The organism is Bacillus sp. FJAT-22090 (genome assembly GCF_007676755.1).
In the GTDB taxonomy this organism is placed as follows: domain Bacteria; phylum Bacillota; class Bacilli; order Bacillales_A; family Planococcaceae; genus Psychrobacillus.
This window is the reverse complement of sequence record NZ_VEBK01000003.1, coordinates 202165-219554: the sequence shown is the minus strand read 5'-3', so window position 1 is coordinate 219554 and position 17390 is coordinate 202165. Positions and strand designations below refer to the sequence as shown.

Below are 17390 nucleotides of genomic sequence, written 5' to 3'. Positions count from 1 at the left end.
CTTAATAACGTTCATGAACCTTTTCACCTTGTATCCAGACTTCGCGAATATTTTCTGGTCGGACAAGGTACATTATTTTTTGAAATGTATCATTTAAATCTTCGTTGGTATTAAAGATTGGCAATTTCGCAGTCGCCAACTGAGTATCAATAATTTGTATATCCCAAGAATAATTTTCGGCTAAACGACCAATTGGAAGGCTTAAACTTTCTCCACCACCTGCAGTTGCAAAATAAAATGCTTCATTAATCGTAATTCTAGAATTTGAAACTCCCCGTGTTTCTGCTGGAATTGCCGCATTCACACCATCTTCAAGCATTCGGGAGGATATAACGGCTTGTCTAACGTTGTCGAATAGACTAGGAGAGAAGCCTCCGGAAATATCGGAGCCTAGTCCAATTTCCACACCTTTTGAATGCAAATGTGCGATTGGGATGACACTGTTAGCGAAATAGGCATTGGAAATTGGGCAATGGCTAACAGCAGTTCCCGTTTCCGCAAATAATTCTGCATCATTGTCATCTAAGAAATTACAATGTGCCATCACCGATTTATCGCTTAATAGTCCGAATTCGTGCAAGGCAAATGCATCGTTTTTTTGAAAACGATCTTGTACATAACCATGCTCCCAATCACTTTCACTGCAATGCGACTGAATATGCGTATTGTACTTAGCTGCCAGCTCTCCTAAACCTTTTAAAGCTTCATCTGTACAACTTGGGATAAAACGGGGAGTTACGACAGGATACACTCCTTGTTTAGTGGATTTGGCTAATTCTTTGACAGCTAGGATAAATTCCTCTGTATCAGCTAATGCAGTATTCGTATCATTGTCACGATAGAATGTAGGATTTTGATCGGGATTATCCATCACAACTTTCCCGACTAAACCACGTTGTCCTTTGTTTGCACATATTTCTGCCAGCAATAAACTAGCTTCTTTATGAACCGTTGCAAAATAAAGTGCTGTCGTTGTGCCATTCGCAATTAATGTTTTGACGACATCCTCGTATACATCTTTTGCAAAATCTAGATCAGAGAATTTAGATTCAATTGGGAAAGTGTATGTATTGAGCCAATCATAGAGGGGGATATCTAAAGCGGTTCCAGCTTGTGCCCATTGTGGGGCATGTACATGCAAATCGATAAATCCAGGTAAGAAATATTGACCTTCAGCTAAACGATGAAAATTTTCTTTCTCTTGATAATCATTGAGTAAAGTTTGATAATCGGCATCTTTCGGAGCAACGACTTTTTCAATCATTCCGCTATCGTTTATGCAGAAAAGATGGTTTTTTAGAATTTCTACATCTTTTGCTGACTTACTAGTAAAAGCTGTCCCCTGGAAAACTTGAGCAAAGTTATTCATGTAATACACCTCAATGTTCGTATTTTAAAAATATATCCGTTATTATAGAGTAAAAAATATGTATAGTCTACATAAAAAACGAATATATATATGAAAATTAGTGACAATGTTAGTGTTTTGGGGGTTGTGGAGAAATTCATTTTGTTAGACGAAAAAACTCAACACCTCTTATTTGATAAAAGAGGTGTTGAGTTTTTTAGTTAACTGCAGTTGAGTTTCTTTAACATAGGTGTGACTTACTATTTGTATAATGTATCTTCAAGATCTCCATTTTCCTGATAGATAGCGAGTATGCCATTATGCTCGTTCACATATGGTTTTGCTTTTTTGAGAAGACTTTCTTTTGTATCTTCTGAAAAAATCGCGCGTTCCCCATCAGATTTTTTCAACGCCCAGTCTTTTTCTCTTGCGATAACCTTATACATTTGACGATTATCTTCATCATTCTCGTGAACTGTTCTACGTGCCTGTGCAGTAGCTATTGAAATAGCACGGCCTTCATCATAATCATCCCGCAATAAGGCATTGGCAATTTCTATCGCTTTTTCCCTTACATGTGGCTCTAAGTTTTTCATTGAGTCAGGGTAATCATTTTTACTCCATGGCATGCTTATCGCCTCCTTCGTCTTAGTTTTCCCGTTTCCATTAAGTTGAAACATCAGTTTGGGACATATGTCCTTCCCAAAAGAGATGGAACTATCTTTTAATAGAGAGAACAATTTAAATGGGGGATGGAAATGAAGGGAATCTTATTTGCAATATTGGGCGGGGCTTTTATAACGTTACAGGGAGTTGCTAATGCACGAATTAGTCAAGATATTGGCACTTGGCAGGCTACAAGTATTACACAATTCACTGGATTTGTATTAGCATTGATAATAGTTATATGTGTTAGGGATGGCAATTGGAAAGCGTTTAAGAAAGTGAAGCCATTGTATTTGACAGGTGGAGCATTTGCGGCAGTAATTATTTTTGGTAATATTACAGCTATTCACCAAATCGGTGTCACACTGACGATATCAGCTATTTTGATTGCTCAACTTGGTCTTACATTTATTATCGATACGAAGGGATGGTTTGGAGTAGCCAAGCAGCAAATGAAACTTCCGCAATTTATCGGAATGGGAATGATGGTAGCTGGAGTTGTGATTTTAGGAATTTGATAACTCAAAGGTAAGGAGGTAAAGATGCATGAAGCAAATAGAGGATCAGGCACAACTTAATAATTACTTGCGTGTTCATGAAATTGAATCTGTATTCAATGAGGCATTGCTTCCCCATTTATCGCTTTGCAAATTTGAGGAAGGGGAAACTATTTGTGAACAAGGAGATCCTCGGAGTCATCTTTACATACTTGTAGAGGGGAAAATAAAAATCTTTACGACTTCTTCAGAAGGGAATAAGCTTATCCTTTCTTTTAAATCCCCACTTGAAATAGTAGGGGATATTGAATTTATACAAGATATTGATATGATCAACACGGTGGAAGCTGTCACTCCTGTTACGACCATCCGTATTCACTATGATTGGTTAAATAAATATGGAAGTGACTATCCCCCGCTTTTGCAATTTTTACTCAACATTATTACAAGAAAATTTCGCATAAAGAATAACTACTTTATATTTAATTTAATGTATCCGGTTGAAGTTCGTCTTGCAAGTTATTTATTGTCCATTTCTTTTGACGAATCGAATGCTGATTTCAAAGGGCGTCTTAGTATTAACAACTTAAAAGATGCAGCCGATCTGATTGGAACAAGTTATAGGCATTTAAATCGTGTTATTAATCAGTTATGTGAAGAGGGCGTTATTGAGAGGACAAAAGAATTTATCGTAGTAAAGGATTCTAAGCGTTTAAGCATTCTTGCTAATCACAATATTTATGAATAGATATGAGGAAAAAACTCGAAAAAGGAGTGAGAATTATGTTATTAGGTTTATCGATGGGACTTATTGCAGGTTCTTTTTTAAGCTTACAAAACATATTTAATACGAAAGTAAACGAACATACCGGCTCTTGGGCCACTACAACCCTTGTGTTAGGAATGGGATTTTTTGCTTCTTTCATCATTGGTCTCATCATTGAAGGAGGACAGATGTTTAATCTGGAAAATATGAAGTTATGGTACTGGTTCAGCGGTATTATTGGAGTAGGTGTCGTTACCTGTTTAATGAAGAGTATTAGGCTACTTGGTCCAACCTACGCTATTTCCATCGTGTTGACTTCACAGCTTTGCTTTGCATTATTATGGGATTCCTTAGGGTGGCTCGGCTTAGTACAAGTGCCTTTTACGCTTAAACAGTTAGTAGGCGTCCTAATTATTATAAGTGGAATTATCGTTTTTAAGATTGGTGGCAAAGGAACTGTAGCAATGACTGGCAAGTTTTCCAGACAAAGAGCATAGAATAATTAGATATATACTTACATTATTGTTGATTGTCAGATATTTTCTAAAAGTAAAAGATATTTAGATTAATGGATGACGCTTTACTATAAGGAAAGTGTGTCGTAAATTAGTTGATCCCTGCTCCGAGCAAAGGGTGCTGTTATGCGAGCATAAATAGGAGCTATCCGAGCATAACGAGTCAGCATCCAAGCATAAAGTTCAGTCCATTCATAATGTTGCGCATATGGTCTATAAAGTTGCGAGTAACGACTGATATGTTGCACAAATTTAATGGAAGATCTAATCCATGTAGATTAAGCGGAGACTTCAAGTAAAATACATGGCAATCAGTGTCCGCAAGCCTTTGCATAGAGAATTGGTTGCGCTCGTTGCCAATTTGGTTGCTCTAAAGCTCTAACTGGTTGCGTGGCCTATTGAACTGGTTGCTTTCAAGTGTCAATTGGTCTCGCTAAGCCATTTCCTAACTTTTAATGGCTAATATATACAGATAAAAGAGTCTATTTGGAGGGATTGGAGCTGAAGGACAGCAACTCCAGTGGGATCAAGTGAGTAAGATGAGACTTCACACCGACCGCCAAAGCGGACGGTGAAGGCTCATCACTCACCCCACGGAAAGCGTCCGTCCTGCAGCGTAAATCCAAGCGGACACTTCCTTAAGTCACATTATGCCTATTAAATGAAACAAAATATAAAATGCACTTCTCAATTCTACTTAATGGAATATGATGGATAGTCAAACAATGTCATGTACTATAGGAAGGGGCCATTCGATGTATTTTCCAAATTTTAATCAATTGTCTTCGCCGCGGGTTATAACAGTGACGGGAAACGGAGAGATAGCTGCTCAACCGAGCTATGTACAATTTCAAGTGGAAGTGAGTACCGAAGGAAAAGACTTGAGTGAAGTTCAGCAGGAAAATGCGAATATCATGAACCAGGTTATTCAGTCCATCTTAGCTCAAGGTATACCAAGAGAAGATATACAAACTGCGGCTTATAATATAGTTCCGAACTATGACTATGTGGAAGGAAAACAACTTTTTAGAGGTTATGAGGTTACAAATGCTATAACCGTAAAAGTAAGGGAAATTGATAAAGTAGGAACTATAATTGATCATGCGGTTCAAAACGGTGCAAATCGTATTTCCTCCGTTCAATTTAAATTGGAAGATGCCGATCCGTATTATCAGCAAGCTCTTCGCATCGCCCTCCAAAATGCCCAGACAAAAGCAAAGACAATTGCAGATAAAATGAAGCTACCACTGCAACCTCAACCGATTGAAATTGTAGAAGAGAGTAATGCAGCACCTATACTGTTTAAATCAGTTACTATGGCAGAACAAAGCTATTCAACTCCCATCGAACAAGGGCAAATTACGATTAGTGCTGCTGTTAGGGTTAAGTTTCAATACTAATAATATGAACGGTTAGTGATAGGCATTTTAATAAATTCTAACTACGTAAAAACTCAGACTATGTAAAGTCTGAGTTTTTTGCAGGTAACTTATTCAATCATTCTCTATAATTCATCAAAATGGATTTGATACACTTTTTTAGGGCGACCTCTTAATTTTTTTTGTATTTGAGTGGATACAGTAGCTGCGCCGTGCTCTTCTAACTTTTTTAGTATCCGGTTTGCAGCTCTTGGTGTGATGCCTAAATGTACACTTAAATCTTCCGATGCTATCATATTAGATTGCAGCCTATCCATTACGGCAATAATCTTTTGTATTTGTAAGGGAGAGGTGTTAAGTTTTACACTTAATTTTTCAATACCCAAATCATATTGGGTGTTAACTTTTATCCAATCTTTGTCACCTAACGGACCGATTAATGTTTCTTCTTCGGATAAAATGTAAGACTCTGTTTCTAGAGCTGCACACATTTGAGAAGCTTTTTCAGCATTGAGCTGTGCTTCTTGGATAGAGTTTCCGACACCCCAACCAATGTGTACAGGAAATTGTAATTCTTCTGTTAGGAATGATGCTAATTGGCAGCTTTTCATCTCGTTCGTGATTATTTTAAAATCACTATAATTAGTAATAACTTCATAATAAAAAACATTTCGATGAATAATAAAAGACATGTGATTGTTCTTACCAAAATCGAGAATAGCCTTATTAATAGACAACTGTCTATATTCTAAGTCTGCGACGTTATCTCTATTAATGGACATCTTTAAATGGGCAATTACAACCTGATTTTCAATCAGTTGAATAAGCTGTATTTCCTTTAATAGGGTCTCAATGATCATTATCATACTTCGTTCGGAAGGAACAACTAATAATGGTTTAATACCGTAGGGCTCTAACAGTTCATGAAGGTTGCCTAATCGGGTCATACTAACGTCCACTTTGTTTTGTTCCCACATTTTCACATGAAAATCGCGCATTTTCTCATATACGTTAATATCCGCATATGCTTGAATACTAGCATCGAAAAAGTAGGGAATATCATCCTTTGTCGTCCATTCATGGATATCTAAATAATTATTTTCCTCGTATAAAAAGTCAACTAAGCACCGCTTCATTTGAAAGTCTTTATGCTTATAAATGTACTCAGAAAGTGTCCTATAAAAATCCTCTTGAGTAACATCGAAATGTAACATTGGGATATTTATATCCTTAAAATGATGCTGAATGTAAAAGTAAGGAATCTGTCCGCTGAATAGTATTCCATCCACCTGCTGAATTTTTTCAGAGAATATTTCATGTAAATGTGATAAGGAATCATAAATAGTAAACTCAAAATTACACTTTTCTATATTCAGTATTTCTACGTTTTTAACCCATTTTAATGAGTTTTTCGTAGTAAAAATTCGAATTCTCGGCATTTTTTTAATTTTTCTCCTTTTTCTAAAAATATATTGATAATCTTTTTGAATTAGTTTACCCTGTTATTTAAAGACATATGAAAAAGGGGTCTTTTAATATTGAAAAGGGGTGGTTTTAATGCAACAGGTATTTACAAAAGCTGATAAGAACGATGAAAATAGATTTTCAAAATTCTTATCTATTATTGAGAAAGTGGGAAACAAGCTACCACATCCATTTATCTTGTTTTTCTATTTAACAGTTCTTCTCGTCATTCTATCATGGATTTTAAGTTTATTTAAAGCAGCCGTTGTTCATCCAAATACACAAGAAATGGTTGCTGTAAAAAGTATTTTATCAAGTGAAGGTATTCAATTTATATTATCGGATACATTAAAAAACTTTACTGGTTTTGCTCCATTAGGATTAGTGCTCACTGTTATGTTAGGAATAGGTTTAGCTGAAAAAGTCGGACTTTTAGAAATGCTTATGAAAAGAGCCATTCTAAGTACACCTAAGAAAATAATTACATTCGCAGTATTTTTCATCGGGATTTTAGGAAATATTGCATCTGATGCAGCTTTTGTGGTAATCCCACCTTTAGCAGCTCTAGTATTCTTATCTGTCGGTCGCCATCCTATAGCTGGTTTAGCGGTTGGTTTAGCAAGTACTGGAATTGGATTTACTGCGAATGTATTAATCGCAGGTACAGATGCTCTTTTATCTGGTATTTCTACTGAAATCTCTCAAGCTATCAACCCTGATGTTATCGTGACTCCACTTGATAACTGGTTCTTCATGAGTGTATCAACCTTTGTATTGGCTGCTCTCGGTACGCTAATTACCGAAAAGTATGTAGAACCTCGATTAGGAGTCTATAAGGGAGAACAACAATCAATCTCCAATGAAATAAGTTCGTTAGAAAAAAGAGGCTTACGTAATTCTCTTATTTCGGCTTTAATTTTCATCGCTATAGTTGTGGGTGCAATGTTAGTTCCTAACTCACCATTGTTAAATGAAGATGGTACTCTATTACGATCCCCATTTCTATCTGGTATAGTTCCCGTTCTATTTTTGTTCTTTTTAGTTGTTGGAATTACCTATGGTGTGAGCACGAAAAAAATTCAATCCTCAGCGGATATTCCAAAATTGATGACCGAAGCGATTGGAAGTTTGTCGGGATACATTGTATTGATTTTTATGATTGCTCAGTTTGTAGCATATTTTAATTGGAGTAATATTGCAATTTGGTTGGCGGTTCATAGTGCTGAGTTATTGACAACTTTGAATATGACAAATGTGTTTGTTATTGTGTTGTTTGTCTTATTAACTGCATTTCTAAGCTTATTTATTATTAGTGGTTCTGCATTATGGTCACTAGTTGGACCGGTATTTATTCCACTGTTTATGGTGTTAGGTTATCATCCGGCATTTATCCAGTTGGCTTATCGTATAGGGGAGTCTTCTACTAATATGGTGACACCTTTAAATCCTTACTTTGCTATTATTCTATCATTCATGCATGTGTATGATAAAAAAGCAGGTATAGGTACGCTTATGTCACTTATGATTCCTTATACAATTGGTTTTCTGATTATTTGGATAATATTAATGCTAGTGTTTGCGTTATTTGGAATTCCGATTGGGCCAGGAGTTTCATTACATCTTTAATTTAGTAACCAAATTATTATGTGGTCCGAAGAATAAGTACTGAAGGAGTGAACAGAGTGGACTCGTTTACGATTAATCCGAATTTACGTGATCAAATGGTTGCCTGGAGAAGGGACTTTCATCAGTTTCCGGAAACAGGATGGACTGAATTTCGAACAGCTTCACTAATTGCTAGTGAATTGGAGAAATTAGGATTTCAAGTACAAGTAGGGAAAGAGGTTGTATCCAAAGAAGGGAGGATGGGTGTTCCTTCCGATGAACAATTAGAGTTTTACTATGACCAAGCCCAAAAGAATGGGGGCAAGCTCTTATACATGGAAAAGATGGTCGGAGGATATACGGGGGTTGTAGGTACATTAAAAGGAAATAAACCTGGGCCAACCATAGCATTTCGCTTTGACATGGATGCGTTAGAAATAAGAGAATCCTTTGAGTCTTCCCACATTCCAAAGCAATTTGGTTTTCGTTCACAATATGAAGGTAATATGCATGCCTGTGGTCATGATGCTCATTGTGCAATTGGTTTAGGTTTAGCAACGGTGCTTACGAATAACTTGGATCAAATTGAGGGAACTATAAAAATTATTTTTCAGCCTGCAGAAGAAGGGGTGCGGGGAGCAAAGTCTATGGTAGAAGCAGGTGTAGTAGATGATGTGGATTATTTCTTAGGTATGCATGTTGGCGCAGGCTCACCCCTCGGAACACTGATTGCAGGTACAAATGGATTTTTGGCCACCACTAAAATAAATGCAAAATTTACTGGAAAAGCTGCACATGCAGGAGCAGAGCCTGAACAAGGGAGAAATGCTTTGCTTGCTGCATCCTCAGCAATCCTAGGACTACATTCAATTCCACGTCATAGTATGGGGGCATCTCGTGTAAACGTCGGAACTTGTATAGCGGGGGATGGACGTAATATTGTGCCTGCGCATGCTACGCTACAATTGGAAACACGTGGTGAAAATAGTGAGGTTCATACATATGTCCATAAACAAGCGTTATCTGTATTAGAAGGAGCGTCAAATATGTATGGAATCGAACTATCCTATGAAATAGTTGGAGCGGCCAAAACTTGTTCTTCTTCTGAAAAATTAGTGGAAGTAGTTGCTCAAGCAGCTAGAAACGTCCAGGGAGTAGAAGAAATTATACCAAATTCTAAATTTGCAGCCGGATCAGAGGATGCAACTTATATGATGGACCAAGTGCAACAGCAGGGGGGGCAAGCTACATATGCAATCTTCGGAACTACATTGGCGGCTGGTCATCATCATGAAAAATTTGATATCGACGAAGCAGTACTCCCAATCGCTTTGAACACTTGGCTACAGACAATTGAACAAGTTTATAAAAATGAAAGTAGGTAATGCACAATGAATGCAACAGATTTAATTGGTTCGTTGATAGATGAGCAAAGTCAAGAGATCATAGATTTGAGTAATCGTATTTGGGAAACACCTGAGACACGTTTTCAAGAATATCAATCTAGTAGATTACTATGTGATTATTTAGAGGAAAAAGGTTTTTCTGTAGAACGAGGTGTTGGGGGAATCGAAACAGCCTTTACTGCATCATTCGGACAGGACCAACCGATTATAGGAATCCTTGGTGAATTTGATGCGCTTTCGGGCCTTAGTCAAAAAGAAGGTTCTGATATACGGGAACCTTTGGTGGAAAACGGAAATGGACATGGCTGTGGTCATAATTTATTAGGAACTGCAGGAGTTGCAGCAGTTGTTGCTTTAAAAAAACTTATAGAGGATAAGAAAATTACTGGCTCTATCAAATATTTCGGATGTCCTGGGGAGGAAGGTGGCTCAGGAAAAACGTATATGGTTAGGGAGGATGTCTTTAAAGATATTGACGTGGCACTTACCTGGCATCCGAATTCGTATACTGGTGTTTTCTCATTTTCATCACTTGCAAATTATCAAGTATATTTTTCTTTTGAGGGAAAGGCATCGCATGCTGCCAATTCCCCTCATTTAGGAAGAAGTGCATTAGATGCAGTAGAGTTAATGAATGTTGGCGTCAATTATTTACGTGAACATATGATTTCTGAAGCAAAAGTCCATTATGCCGTTACAAATACAGGAGGGACTTCCCCAAACGTCGTACAATCAGACGCGGAGGTGCTCTATCTAATACGGGCTCCGCATATCACTGAAGTAGAAGATATCTATCAGCGTGTTATTAATATTGCAAAAGGAGCAGCTTTGATGACGGAGACAAAGGTTACAGTACGCTTTGATAAGGCATGCTCTAATTACATTCCAAATGATACGTTAAATAGAGTACTACAGGATAAACTTGAAGAGTTTGGATTGCCGCATTACGATGATACAGAACTAAATTATGCACAAAAAATGGCTAAAACTATTACGCCTGAAGAATTGAATGCCGCTATTATCGATGCGGAAAAACTATCAAATTATCAAATAAACAACCATTTCTACACATCAGATTTTCCGTTTTTCAAAGAGATCATTCCTTATGCTAAAACCCGAGAAGTAATGCAAGGCTCAACAGATGTAGGGGACGTTAGTTGGACTGTACCTACAGCTCAATTTTTTACCACTTGCTTTGTAGCGGGGACACCTCTTCACACATGGCAACTTGTTTCACAAGGTAAAACATCCATAGCACATAAGGGTCTGTTATATGCAGGCAAAGTTCTTGCAGCTGGTGCAATAGAGCTTTTTGGAAATCCAAAGATAATTGAAAAAGCAAAGCAAGAACTAGCCGAACAAACTAAAAATACTTATCGAAATCCTTTGCCGAAAGATTTACAACCAAGCATCCAGTAAACTTCCTAGTTTATGGAGATGAATCAAATAAAAAGGTGCTAGGATCTTATTTTCTAATAGCCTAGTACCTTTTTGGGCGTTATTAACTTTCTACCATTTTTAGTTGCAACAAGCATGAAATCAAGCACTTTACCGGTAGTTGCAACAATCGTTATGTCAGCTTCCTTTTTTTGTTCGAGACTTTATTCCGTATACCTATTTTCCATCCTCATAGTTTTCTTTAACATTACCACTTTTGTTGTGTAAGCATCTACTTTTACTTCAATTTCTTTCGAACTATCTACTCTCTTTATCCCACATGACTTATATGATTATTAGAAAGTGGACTTGTATTTAATACTTTCCCATATCTTCAAATAAGAAATCTAGATCAAAATGGATAATTGAAGGAAAAGGAAGATTCATGTCGAATAACACTTATATACCAATCAATTACAGCTCCACTCAATTTAAGAATCCAACTTGTCATTTAATAGCGGAAAAATTCAAAAACATATCTAAAATCGGCTTCTTCTACATACTTTAGTAAGGTCATTGTAGTTTAGAATAAACAAGGAGGGATTAGGTGACAGAGGAAATAGAATATAAAGAAATGGAAAAGTTAAATCCTTTTTTTTCGATTTGGCTTTCAACGAGAAGAACGATTCGATATGTACTGGAAAACAAAGATTTAAAGTATTCGCTTATGATTGCTGCGATCGCGGGAGCGGCAAGCGGGATAAGTGCGTTCGGAGAGTTAAATAAGTCATTAGAAATCCAATGGTGGTTAATGTTAGTCCTAATTGTTTTGATAGGTCCGGTTTTTTCTCTAGTTGGTTTATACATCTGCGCCGCTATTTATACCTGGGTTGGAAAATGGTTTGGGGGAACTGGAAGATATAAAGAAATGCTTCAAGCTATTGGTGCTGCTATGATCACTAATATTTGGATGATTCCTTTTTGGATATTATCTGTTATTTTCGTTCGAAATGGTCTCTTTACTATGGATATAATTGCAGGGATATCGATAGGTACCGTGGTTTGGTTTCTAGTTTCAAGTTTGATTACCATAACATTTTCGATTTGGATGATTGTTATCCAAAGTAAAGCGATTGGGGAAGTTCACCAGTTTTCAAGTGGGAAAGGTTTTGCAACTCTCATTATTCCTTCGATCATTATTGGAATTATAGTATTTGTTATTACACTTATTGTGATATTTTCTATTATTGGAATGAACTCATATTAGAAAAATCTATATTCGCCGCCTTAAAACTAGCACCATGGTTTAGGGCGTTTTTTTATAGCTTAATTAAAGAAAACCTACAAGTTCGTTAAATGGTCATCCTCATAACATTTGTGTTTTAGGATCTTTGAAAGACACTTCAATCTTTTACAGTGTTAATATAGAGAAAACTGCATAATGTATGTTTATTTAGGAGAAAAGGTGGGAGAAGAATGAGACAAATTATTGCAATGGGAGGCGGGGGCTTTTCTATGGAGCCAGAAAACCCATTATTAGATCGATATATTTTGGGACAGTCTTCGAAAAAACAGCCGAAAATTTGTTTTATAGGAACTGCAAGCGGCGATGCCGATAGTTATATTGAACGTTTCTACAACTTTTTTAAAAAAGAAGAGTGTGAGCCTGCGCATCTGTCTTTGTTCAAACCACATACACGTGACATTCAGGATTTTGTCATGGAACAAGATATTTTATATGTAGGTGGAGGAAACACGAAAAATTTGATGGCTCTTTGGAAAGAATGGGAGCTAGATATAGCTATACGACAAGCTTATAATAACGGAACCATCTTGTCAGGTCTTAGTGCGGGATCGCTTTGTTGGTTTGAAGAAGGAGTGACCGATTCATATGGAAGTGAGTTGGAGCCGATTTCATGTCTTGGATTGATCCAAGGAAGCCATTGCCCACATTATGATGGAGAAGAGGAGAGGAGACCTGCGTATCAGAAGCTGATCCAAGATAAAATCATTGGCCCAGGTTATGCGGCTGATGATGGAGTAGCGTTGCATTTTATAGAGGAAAAATTGCAAAGCATAGTTAGTTCTCGTCCACAAGCCAGTGGATATTATGTGGACAAAGAACAAGAAACTAAGTTATCCACAAAATATTTAGGAGATAGTTAAAGAGGCGATTGTAAAGATGAATTATATACAAAAAGGCACGCCTGTTTTTAGAAAAACAAATTTAGCATTGTTTGCAGCAGGTTTTATAACATTTGCAAATTTATATATTACTCAACCAATACTTCCCGAGTTTTCGAGGGAATATCAAGTTCTTCCAGCTGTAGCGAGTTTATCGCTATCTCTAACTACACTTTCTTTAGCCATTTGTCTTGTTATATTTGGGTCTTTATCGGAAGCTTGGGGTCGTAAACGATTGATGACAATTTCTATTTTTTCAGCATCTATTTTAACGTTAGCAATTGCTTTTTCTCCGAGTTTTGAAGTATTGCTTGTGTTAAGAGTGGTTCAAGGTATCACTTTTGCTGGTCTTCCGGCTATTGCTATGGCATATTTAGGGGAAGAAGTGGAAGCTGCCAGTCTTGGGGTTGCTATGGGGCTTTATATTAGTGGGAATTCAGTTGGAGGACTAGCTGGACGGATCATTATGGGAACGATGACAGATTTGTTTAGCTGGAAAGTTGGAATGATCTTTCTAGGTCTGTTAAGTATTGCGATCAGTATTTATTTTGTTGCTGCTTTACCTAATTCCAAACACTTTGAGCCTCGTAAACTTCAGTTGAAAGAGCTAACCGGCTCACTTATTGCCCATTTAAAAGAACCTAGTATGGTTATACTTTTTGGGGTTGGTTTCACATTAATGGCGAGTTTCGTTTCGTTGTACAACTATATAAGCTTTAAGCTGCTTGGTCCTCCATATTCAATGAGTACGACTATTGTTGGTTGGATTTTTATAATATATTTGGTGGGTACATTTAGCTCAACTTGGTTTGGAAGTCTTGCGGATCAATATGGAAGGCCAAGAGTCTTGTTTGCTGGTATTGGTCTTATGTTTGCAAGTAGCCTTCTAACACTTAATGTTGTTTTGATAGTAAAAATTATTGGAATTACAGTTTTTACTTTTGGCTTTTTTGGAGCACATTCTATTGCAAGTGGATGGGTGAGCCAGCGAGCAAAACACGACAAAGCACAAGCCTCTTCGCTCTATTTATTTTTTTATTATTTTGGTTCGAGTATAGGAGGGACTGTGGGCGGTATTTTTTGGTCTAAGTTTGGTTGGGGAGGCGTTGTTGGCTTAATCTCAATTTTCCTTATGGGTGCAATTATACTTTCTTATTGTCTGCATAGCCTCTTAAAGAAAGAAACCAGATGAATTCCGGTTAGAAATGAGGAAACAAGTATGGAGATAGTAGAGCTTCAATATTAGTTTATCCCAATATAGATCTTATAATAATCTTTTACATCCATTTTGTGGCCTGAATGAAAATGGTTTGACCAAACCATATTAAGGAGGAATAAATTTGGAGAAAAGGTGGTATTAGTTATGCCAAGTGATAATTTTAAAAAAGCTAGTAAATACACGAATTCGTTACATCCAGATTCTAAAAATAAAAACTTGAAAGAAGAAATTTCTGTTGACCTAGCTGAATTTGATACGTTATTACCAAAGCATGAGCCAATGACTCCAAATCAGCGCAAAGAGGGTATGGCTGATAGGATGTACAAAGATAAAGGATAAATACAGCCAATTCCTTTTTAGGAAAAATTAAAGAGGGACGAGAGAGGGATTTGCTATTTCTCGTCCCTCTTTACATTTGGAAGATCAACGCAAAATAAAAATCCCGAGTAAGTGAGGTTACCCGGGACGAAACTGTGTAATTTATACAGCGTTGTTACCTTTTCGTGAAAAATGGATCACGAAAGTTGCTACGAACGTAATGACCAAGATTGCAAAAAAGACATAATGACTAATGTGGATGCCAAATACTCCGAGCAGCATCTTAGTTGCAATAATTAAGATCAAGATATAAGCACTTGTTTCTAATTCTGGAATGCGATCGATGAGTTTAATAAACACACCTGCAATTCCGCGCATCATAAGTACCCCTAGCATCCCACCAAGTAATAATATCCATACTTGATCGCTAATACCAAAAGCTGCAAGAACGCTGTCTACTGAAAAAGCAATGTCCATCATCTCTACTGCTACAACCGTACCCCAAAAAGTTCCGAATAGACGAATAAGTAAACCAGATTTATTCATTCCTTCTACTGATTCTTCCTCGTTTCCAGCACGTTTATCTATAAAGTACTTGATTGCTAACCATGCAAGATAAAGGGCACCAATTACTTTTACCCACCAAAGTTTAATTAAGAATACACCGATACCAATTGCTATAAATCTAAAAGCATATGCTCCTAGTAATCCATAAAACAAAGCTTTTCTACGCTGTTTTTCTGGTAAATGTTTAACCATAACAGCTAACACTAACGCATTGTCAGCGGATAAGAGACCTTCTAACACGACAAGCGTACCAATTAGGCCCCAGCTGACAGGATCAGTTAATACCTCGCCCCACATTTCCCAATCAAAAAACATAGCATATGTTTTGATAAAGCCATTAATTAATTCCATAAGTATTATTTTTCCCCTTATTTAAGAACCGATTAGTTTAAGCCAAATTCAGTGATTAGCGAAGCTAAACCGCCTTGAAAACCGCTACCGATTGCATTAAACTTCCATTCATTATTATGTCTATAAATTTCTCCAACGACTAAAGCTGTTTCTATTGAAAAATCTTCCCCTAAATCATATCGAACTATTTCTTCGTTTGTGTCTTCATTGACGATCCTAATAAAAGCATTTGAAACTTGACCGAAGTTTTGCTTACGCTGATCTGCCTCGTGAATAGTTACAGTAAATACAATTTTTTGAACAATGCTAGGAACTAGTGGCAATTTAACTTGTAGTTGTTCGTCATCTCCGTCCCCATCACCTGTACGGTTATCCCCAGTGTGGATAACAGATCCTTCTTCACTTTGTAGATTATTATAAAAAATAAAGCTTTTTTCATTAAATGCTTTACCATTTCCATCAACTATGAAGGCAGATGCATCTAAGTCAAAATCATCTCCGCCACTATATCTATTAGTATCCCAGCCTAATCCGACTAAGACGTTTTTTAAACCCGGATTCGTTTTCGTTAGATCAATTTTTTGTCCTTTTGAAAGGTTAATAACTGACATATTGTTTCCTCCTCAACGGTTATTGAATTTATTTATTTTCTTTGACCATCCTCATATTTCTTTTGTAATTCTTCTAATCGAAGTCGACCTTGTTCTCTCATTTTGCGGTTTTCTTCTTCTATAGCTTTTGTTTCATTCATCCCACGCATAATAGTATCCCATGTTTGTTCAATCGTTTCGATCTTTATGCTAGGTTGGCCAGACATTTTAGCTATATCTACACTTTGTTTTGAAATATCATTTGCGTTTCGTAGCAGCATTTCGTTCGTTCTACGATCTAACTCACTCATCGATTGTGCAACAAGATTTTGTCGTTTAGCTGAAATAGCATTGATTAGACCCGTTTTAAAAATAGGAATAGTTGTTACAAATGCTGAATTTATTTTTCCGATTAACTTCGTGTTCCCTCTTTGCAACATTCGAATTTGGGGAGCAGATTGGTAAGAAACCTGTTTTGCCATTTCTAAATCATAAATTCGCTGATCAAGTAGTTCTATCGCATTCTGTAAGCTATTCAATTCCATCAATACAAGCTGATCGCCAGTTTCTGCTTTTTGTTGCAAATTAGGGACAAGTTGTCTTAACTGATTTACTTTTAGCTCACCAGCTACAATATATTTTTCTAACTCCATAAAGTAGTTAAAGTTTTTATCGTAAAGTTCTTCTAATGTTGCTGTTGAATTTTTCATTTCTTTTTCATACTTTGTTATTTCAACATATACTTTATCGATTTCACTACCCATAGTTTGATATTTGTTAAAAAGCTTTTCAATTAGTTTCTCACCTTGTTTAAATATCTTGCCAAAGAGAGAGGGCTTTTCAACAAAATCCTTTTTATCGAATTTATCCATAATTTTACCAAGCTGTTTTAAAAGTTCGCTGGATTCTTCCATGCTACTTGATTTGATCGTATTTAAAATTTTACCAGTAAATGTAGAGATTTCATTCGCTGGTTCACGCCCGAATTCTAGAAGCTCTATTTGGTTTTTAGGATCAATTTTTGCAACAATTTGTAATACTTGCGGATCTCTTTTCAATTGTGCTTTTAAATCAGTACTTTCCTCTAGAAGCTTTTCTTGTTGATCAATTTCTAATTTTTGCAGTTCCAATTCTTTTC

Annotated in this window: 17 protein-coding genes; 11 read left to right on the top strand and 6 right to left on the bottom strand. The window is 36.6% G+C overall.

The annotated features are described in order from the left end of the window. Position 1: 1 nt before the first annotated feature. A complete protein-coding gene (guaD, locus tag FS486_RS05940) occupies positions 2-1369 on the bottom strand; it encodes a guanine deaminase (RefSeq protein WP_144510406.1) in 1368 nt (455 codons plus the stop codon). A 239-nt stretch (positions 1370-1608) separates the two neighbouring features. Next, complete coding sequence (locus FS486_RS05935; protein WP_144510405.1) at positions 1609-1977, bottom strand: DUF2188 domain-containing protein; 369 nt, start codon at positions 1975-1977, stop codon at positions 1609-1611. Between the two features lie 129 nt (positions 1978-2106). Between FS486_RS05935 and FS486_RS05930 the strand changes: the two genes are divergently transcribed. The 4 genes from FS486_RS05930 (at position 2107) to FS486_RS05915 (ending at position 5192) form a co-directional block, all read left to right on the top strand. Beyond that, positions 2107-2532: a DMT family transporter gene (locus FS486_RS05930; protein ID WP_144510404.1), complete on the top strand. Its 426-nt coding sequence runs from the start codon at positions 2107-2109 to the stop codon at positions 2530-2532. 28 nt (positions 2533-2560) lie between these two features. Continuing rightward, a complete protein-coding gene (locus tag FS486_RS05925) occupies positions 2561-3259 on the top strand; it encodes a Crp/Fnr family transcriptional regulator (RefSeq protein ID WP_144510403.1) in 699 nt (232 codons plus the stop codon). A gap of 35 nt (positions 3260-3294) precedes the next feature. Beyond that, positions 3295-3774 carry a DMT family transporter gene (locus FS486_RS05920; RefSeq protein WP_144510402.1) on the top strand — a complete coding sequence of 160 codons (480 nt, stop codon included), beginning with the start codon at positions 3295-3297 and terminating at the stop codon, positions 3772-3774. Between the two features lie 773 nt (positions 3775-4547). Next, on the top strand, positions 4548-5192 hold the full coding sequence (locus FS486_RS05915) for an SIMPL domain-containing protein (RefSeq protein ID WP_144510401.1): 645 nt from the start codon (positions 4548-4550) through the stop codon (positions 5190-5192). 104 nt (positions 5193-5296) lie between these two features. On the opposite strand, the gene FS486_RS05910 is transcribed toward FS486_RS05915, so the two are convergent. Further along, positions 5297-6610 (bottom strand): helix-turn-helix domain-containing protein, encoded by a 1314-nt coding sequence (locus FS486_RS05910; protein WP_144510400.1) that lies wholly within the window; start codon positions 6608-6610, stop codon positions 5297-5299. Positions 6611-6728: 118 nt separating this feature from the next. On the opposite strand from FS486_RS05910, the gene FS486_RS05905 reads away from it, so the two are divergent. From FS486_RS05905 to FS486_RS05875, 7 genes are all read left to right on the top strand, one after another. Further along, complete coding sequence (locus FS486_RS05905) at positions 6729-8261, top strand: AbgT family transporter (RefSeq protein WP_144510399.1); 1533 nt, start codon at positions 6729-6731, stop codon at positions 8259-8261. Positions 8262-8317: 56 nt separating this feature from the next. After that, positions 8318-9625, top strand: coding sequence for an amidohydrolase (locus FS486_RS05900; RefSeq protein WP_313956975.1), 1308 nt, complete (start codon positions 8318-8320; stop codon positions 9623-9625). A gap of 6 nt (positions 9626-9631) precedes the next feature. Continuing rightward, a complete protein-coding gene (locus FS486_RS05895; protein WP_144510398.1) occupies positions 9632-11065 on the top strand; it encodes a M20 family metallopeptidase in 1434 nt (477 codons plus the stop codon). A 565-nt stretch (positions 11066-11630) separates the two neighbouring features. Beyond that, complete coding sequence (locus FS486_RS05890; RefSeq protein ID WP_144510397.1) at positions 11631-12290, top strand: YIP1 family protein; 660 nt, start codon at positions 11631-11633, stop codon at positions 12288-12290. A 209-nt stretch (positions 12291-12499) separates the two neighbouring features. Next, positions 12500-13189 carry a Type 1 glutamine amidotransferase-like domain-containing protein gene (locus tag FS486_RS05885; RefSeq protein ID WP_144510396.1) on the top strand — a complete coding sequence of 230 codons (690 nt, stop codon included), beginning with the start codon at positions 12500-12502 and terminating at the stop codon, positions 13187-13189. A 16-nt stretch (positions 13190-13205) separates the two neighbouring features. Further along, positions 13206-14399 carry an MFS transporter gene (locus tag FS486_RS05880; protein WP_144510395.1) on the top strand — a complete coding sequence of 398 codons (1194 nt, stop codon included), beginning with the start codon at positions 13206-13208 and terminating at the stop codon, positions 14397-14399. 171 nt (positions 14400-14570) lie between these two features. Continuing rightward, positions 14571-14765, top strand: a complete 195-nt coding sequence (locus FS486_RS05875) for a hypothetical protein (RefSeq protein WP_144510394.1) — start codon at positions 14571-14573, stop codon at positions 14763-14765. Between the two features lie 141 nt (positions 14766-14906). Here FS486_RS05875 and FS486_RS05870 read toward each other — a convergent pair whose 3' ends face one another. From FS486_RS05870 to FS486_RS05860, 3 genes are read right to left on the bottom strand one after another with little or no spacing between them, the layout of a single operon-like run. After that, positions 14907-15662, bottom strand: coding sequence for a TerC family protein (locus FS486_RS05870; RefSeq protein ID WP_144510393.1), 756 nt, complete (start codon positions 15660-15662; stop codon positions 14907-14909). 32 nt (positions 15663-15694) lie between these two features. After that, positions 15695-16273 carry a TerD family protein gene (locus FS486_RS05865; RefSeq protein ID WP_144510392.1) on the bottom strand — a complete coding sequence of 193 codons (579 nt, stop codon included), beginning with the start codon at positions 16271-16273 and terminating at the stop codon, positions 15695-15697. Between the two features lie 32 nt (positions 16274-16305). After that, positions 16306-17382 (bottom strand): toxic anion resistance protein, encoded by a 1077-nt coding sequence (locus FS486_RS05860; protein WP_144510391.1) that lies wholly within the window; start codon positions 17380-17382, stop codon positions 16306-16308. Positions 17383-17390: the final 8 nt, after the last annotated feature.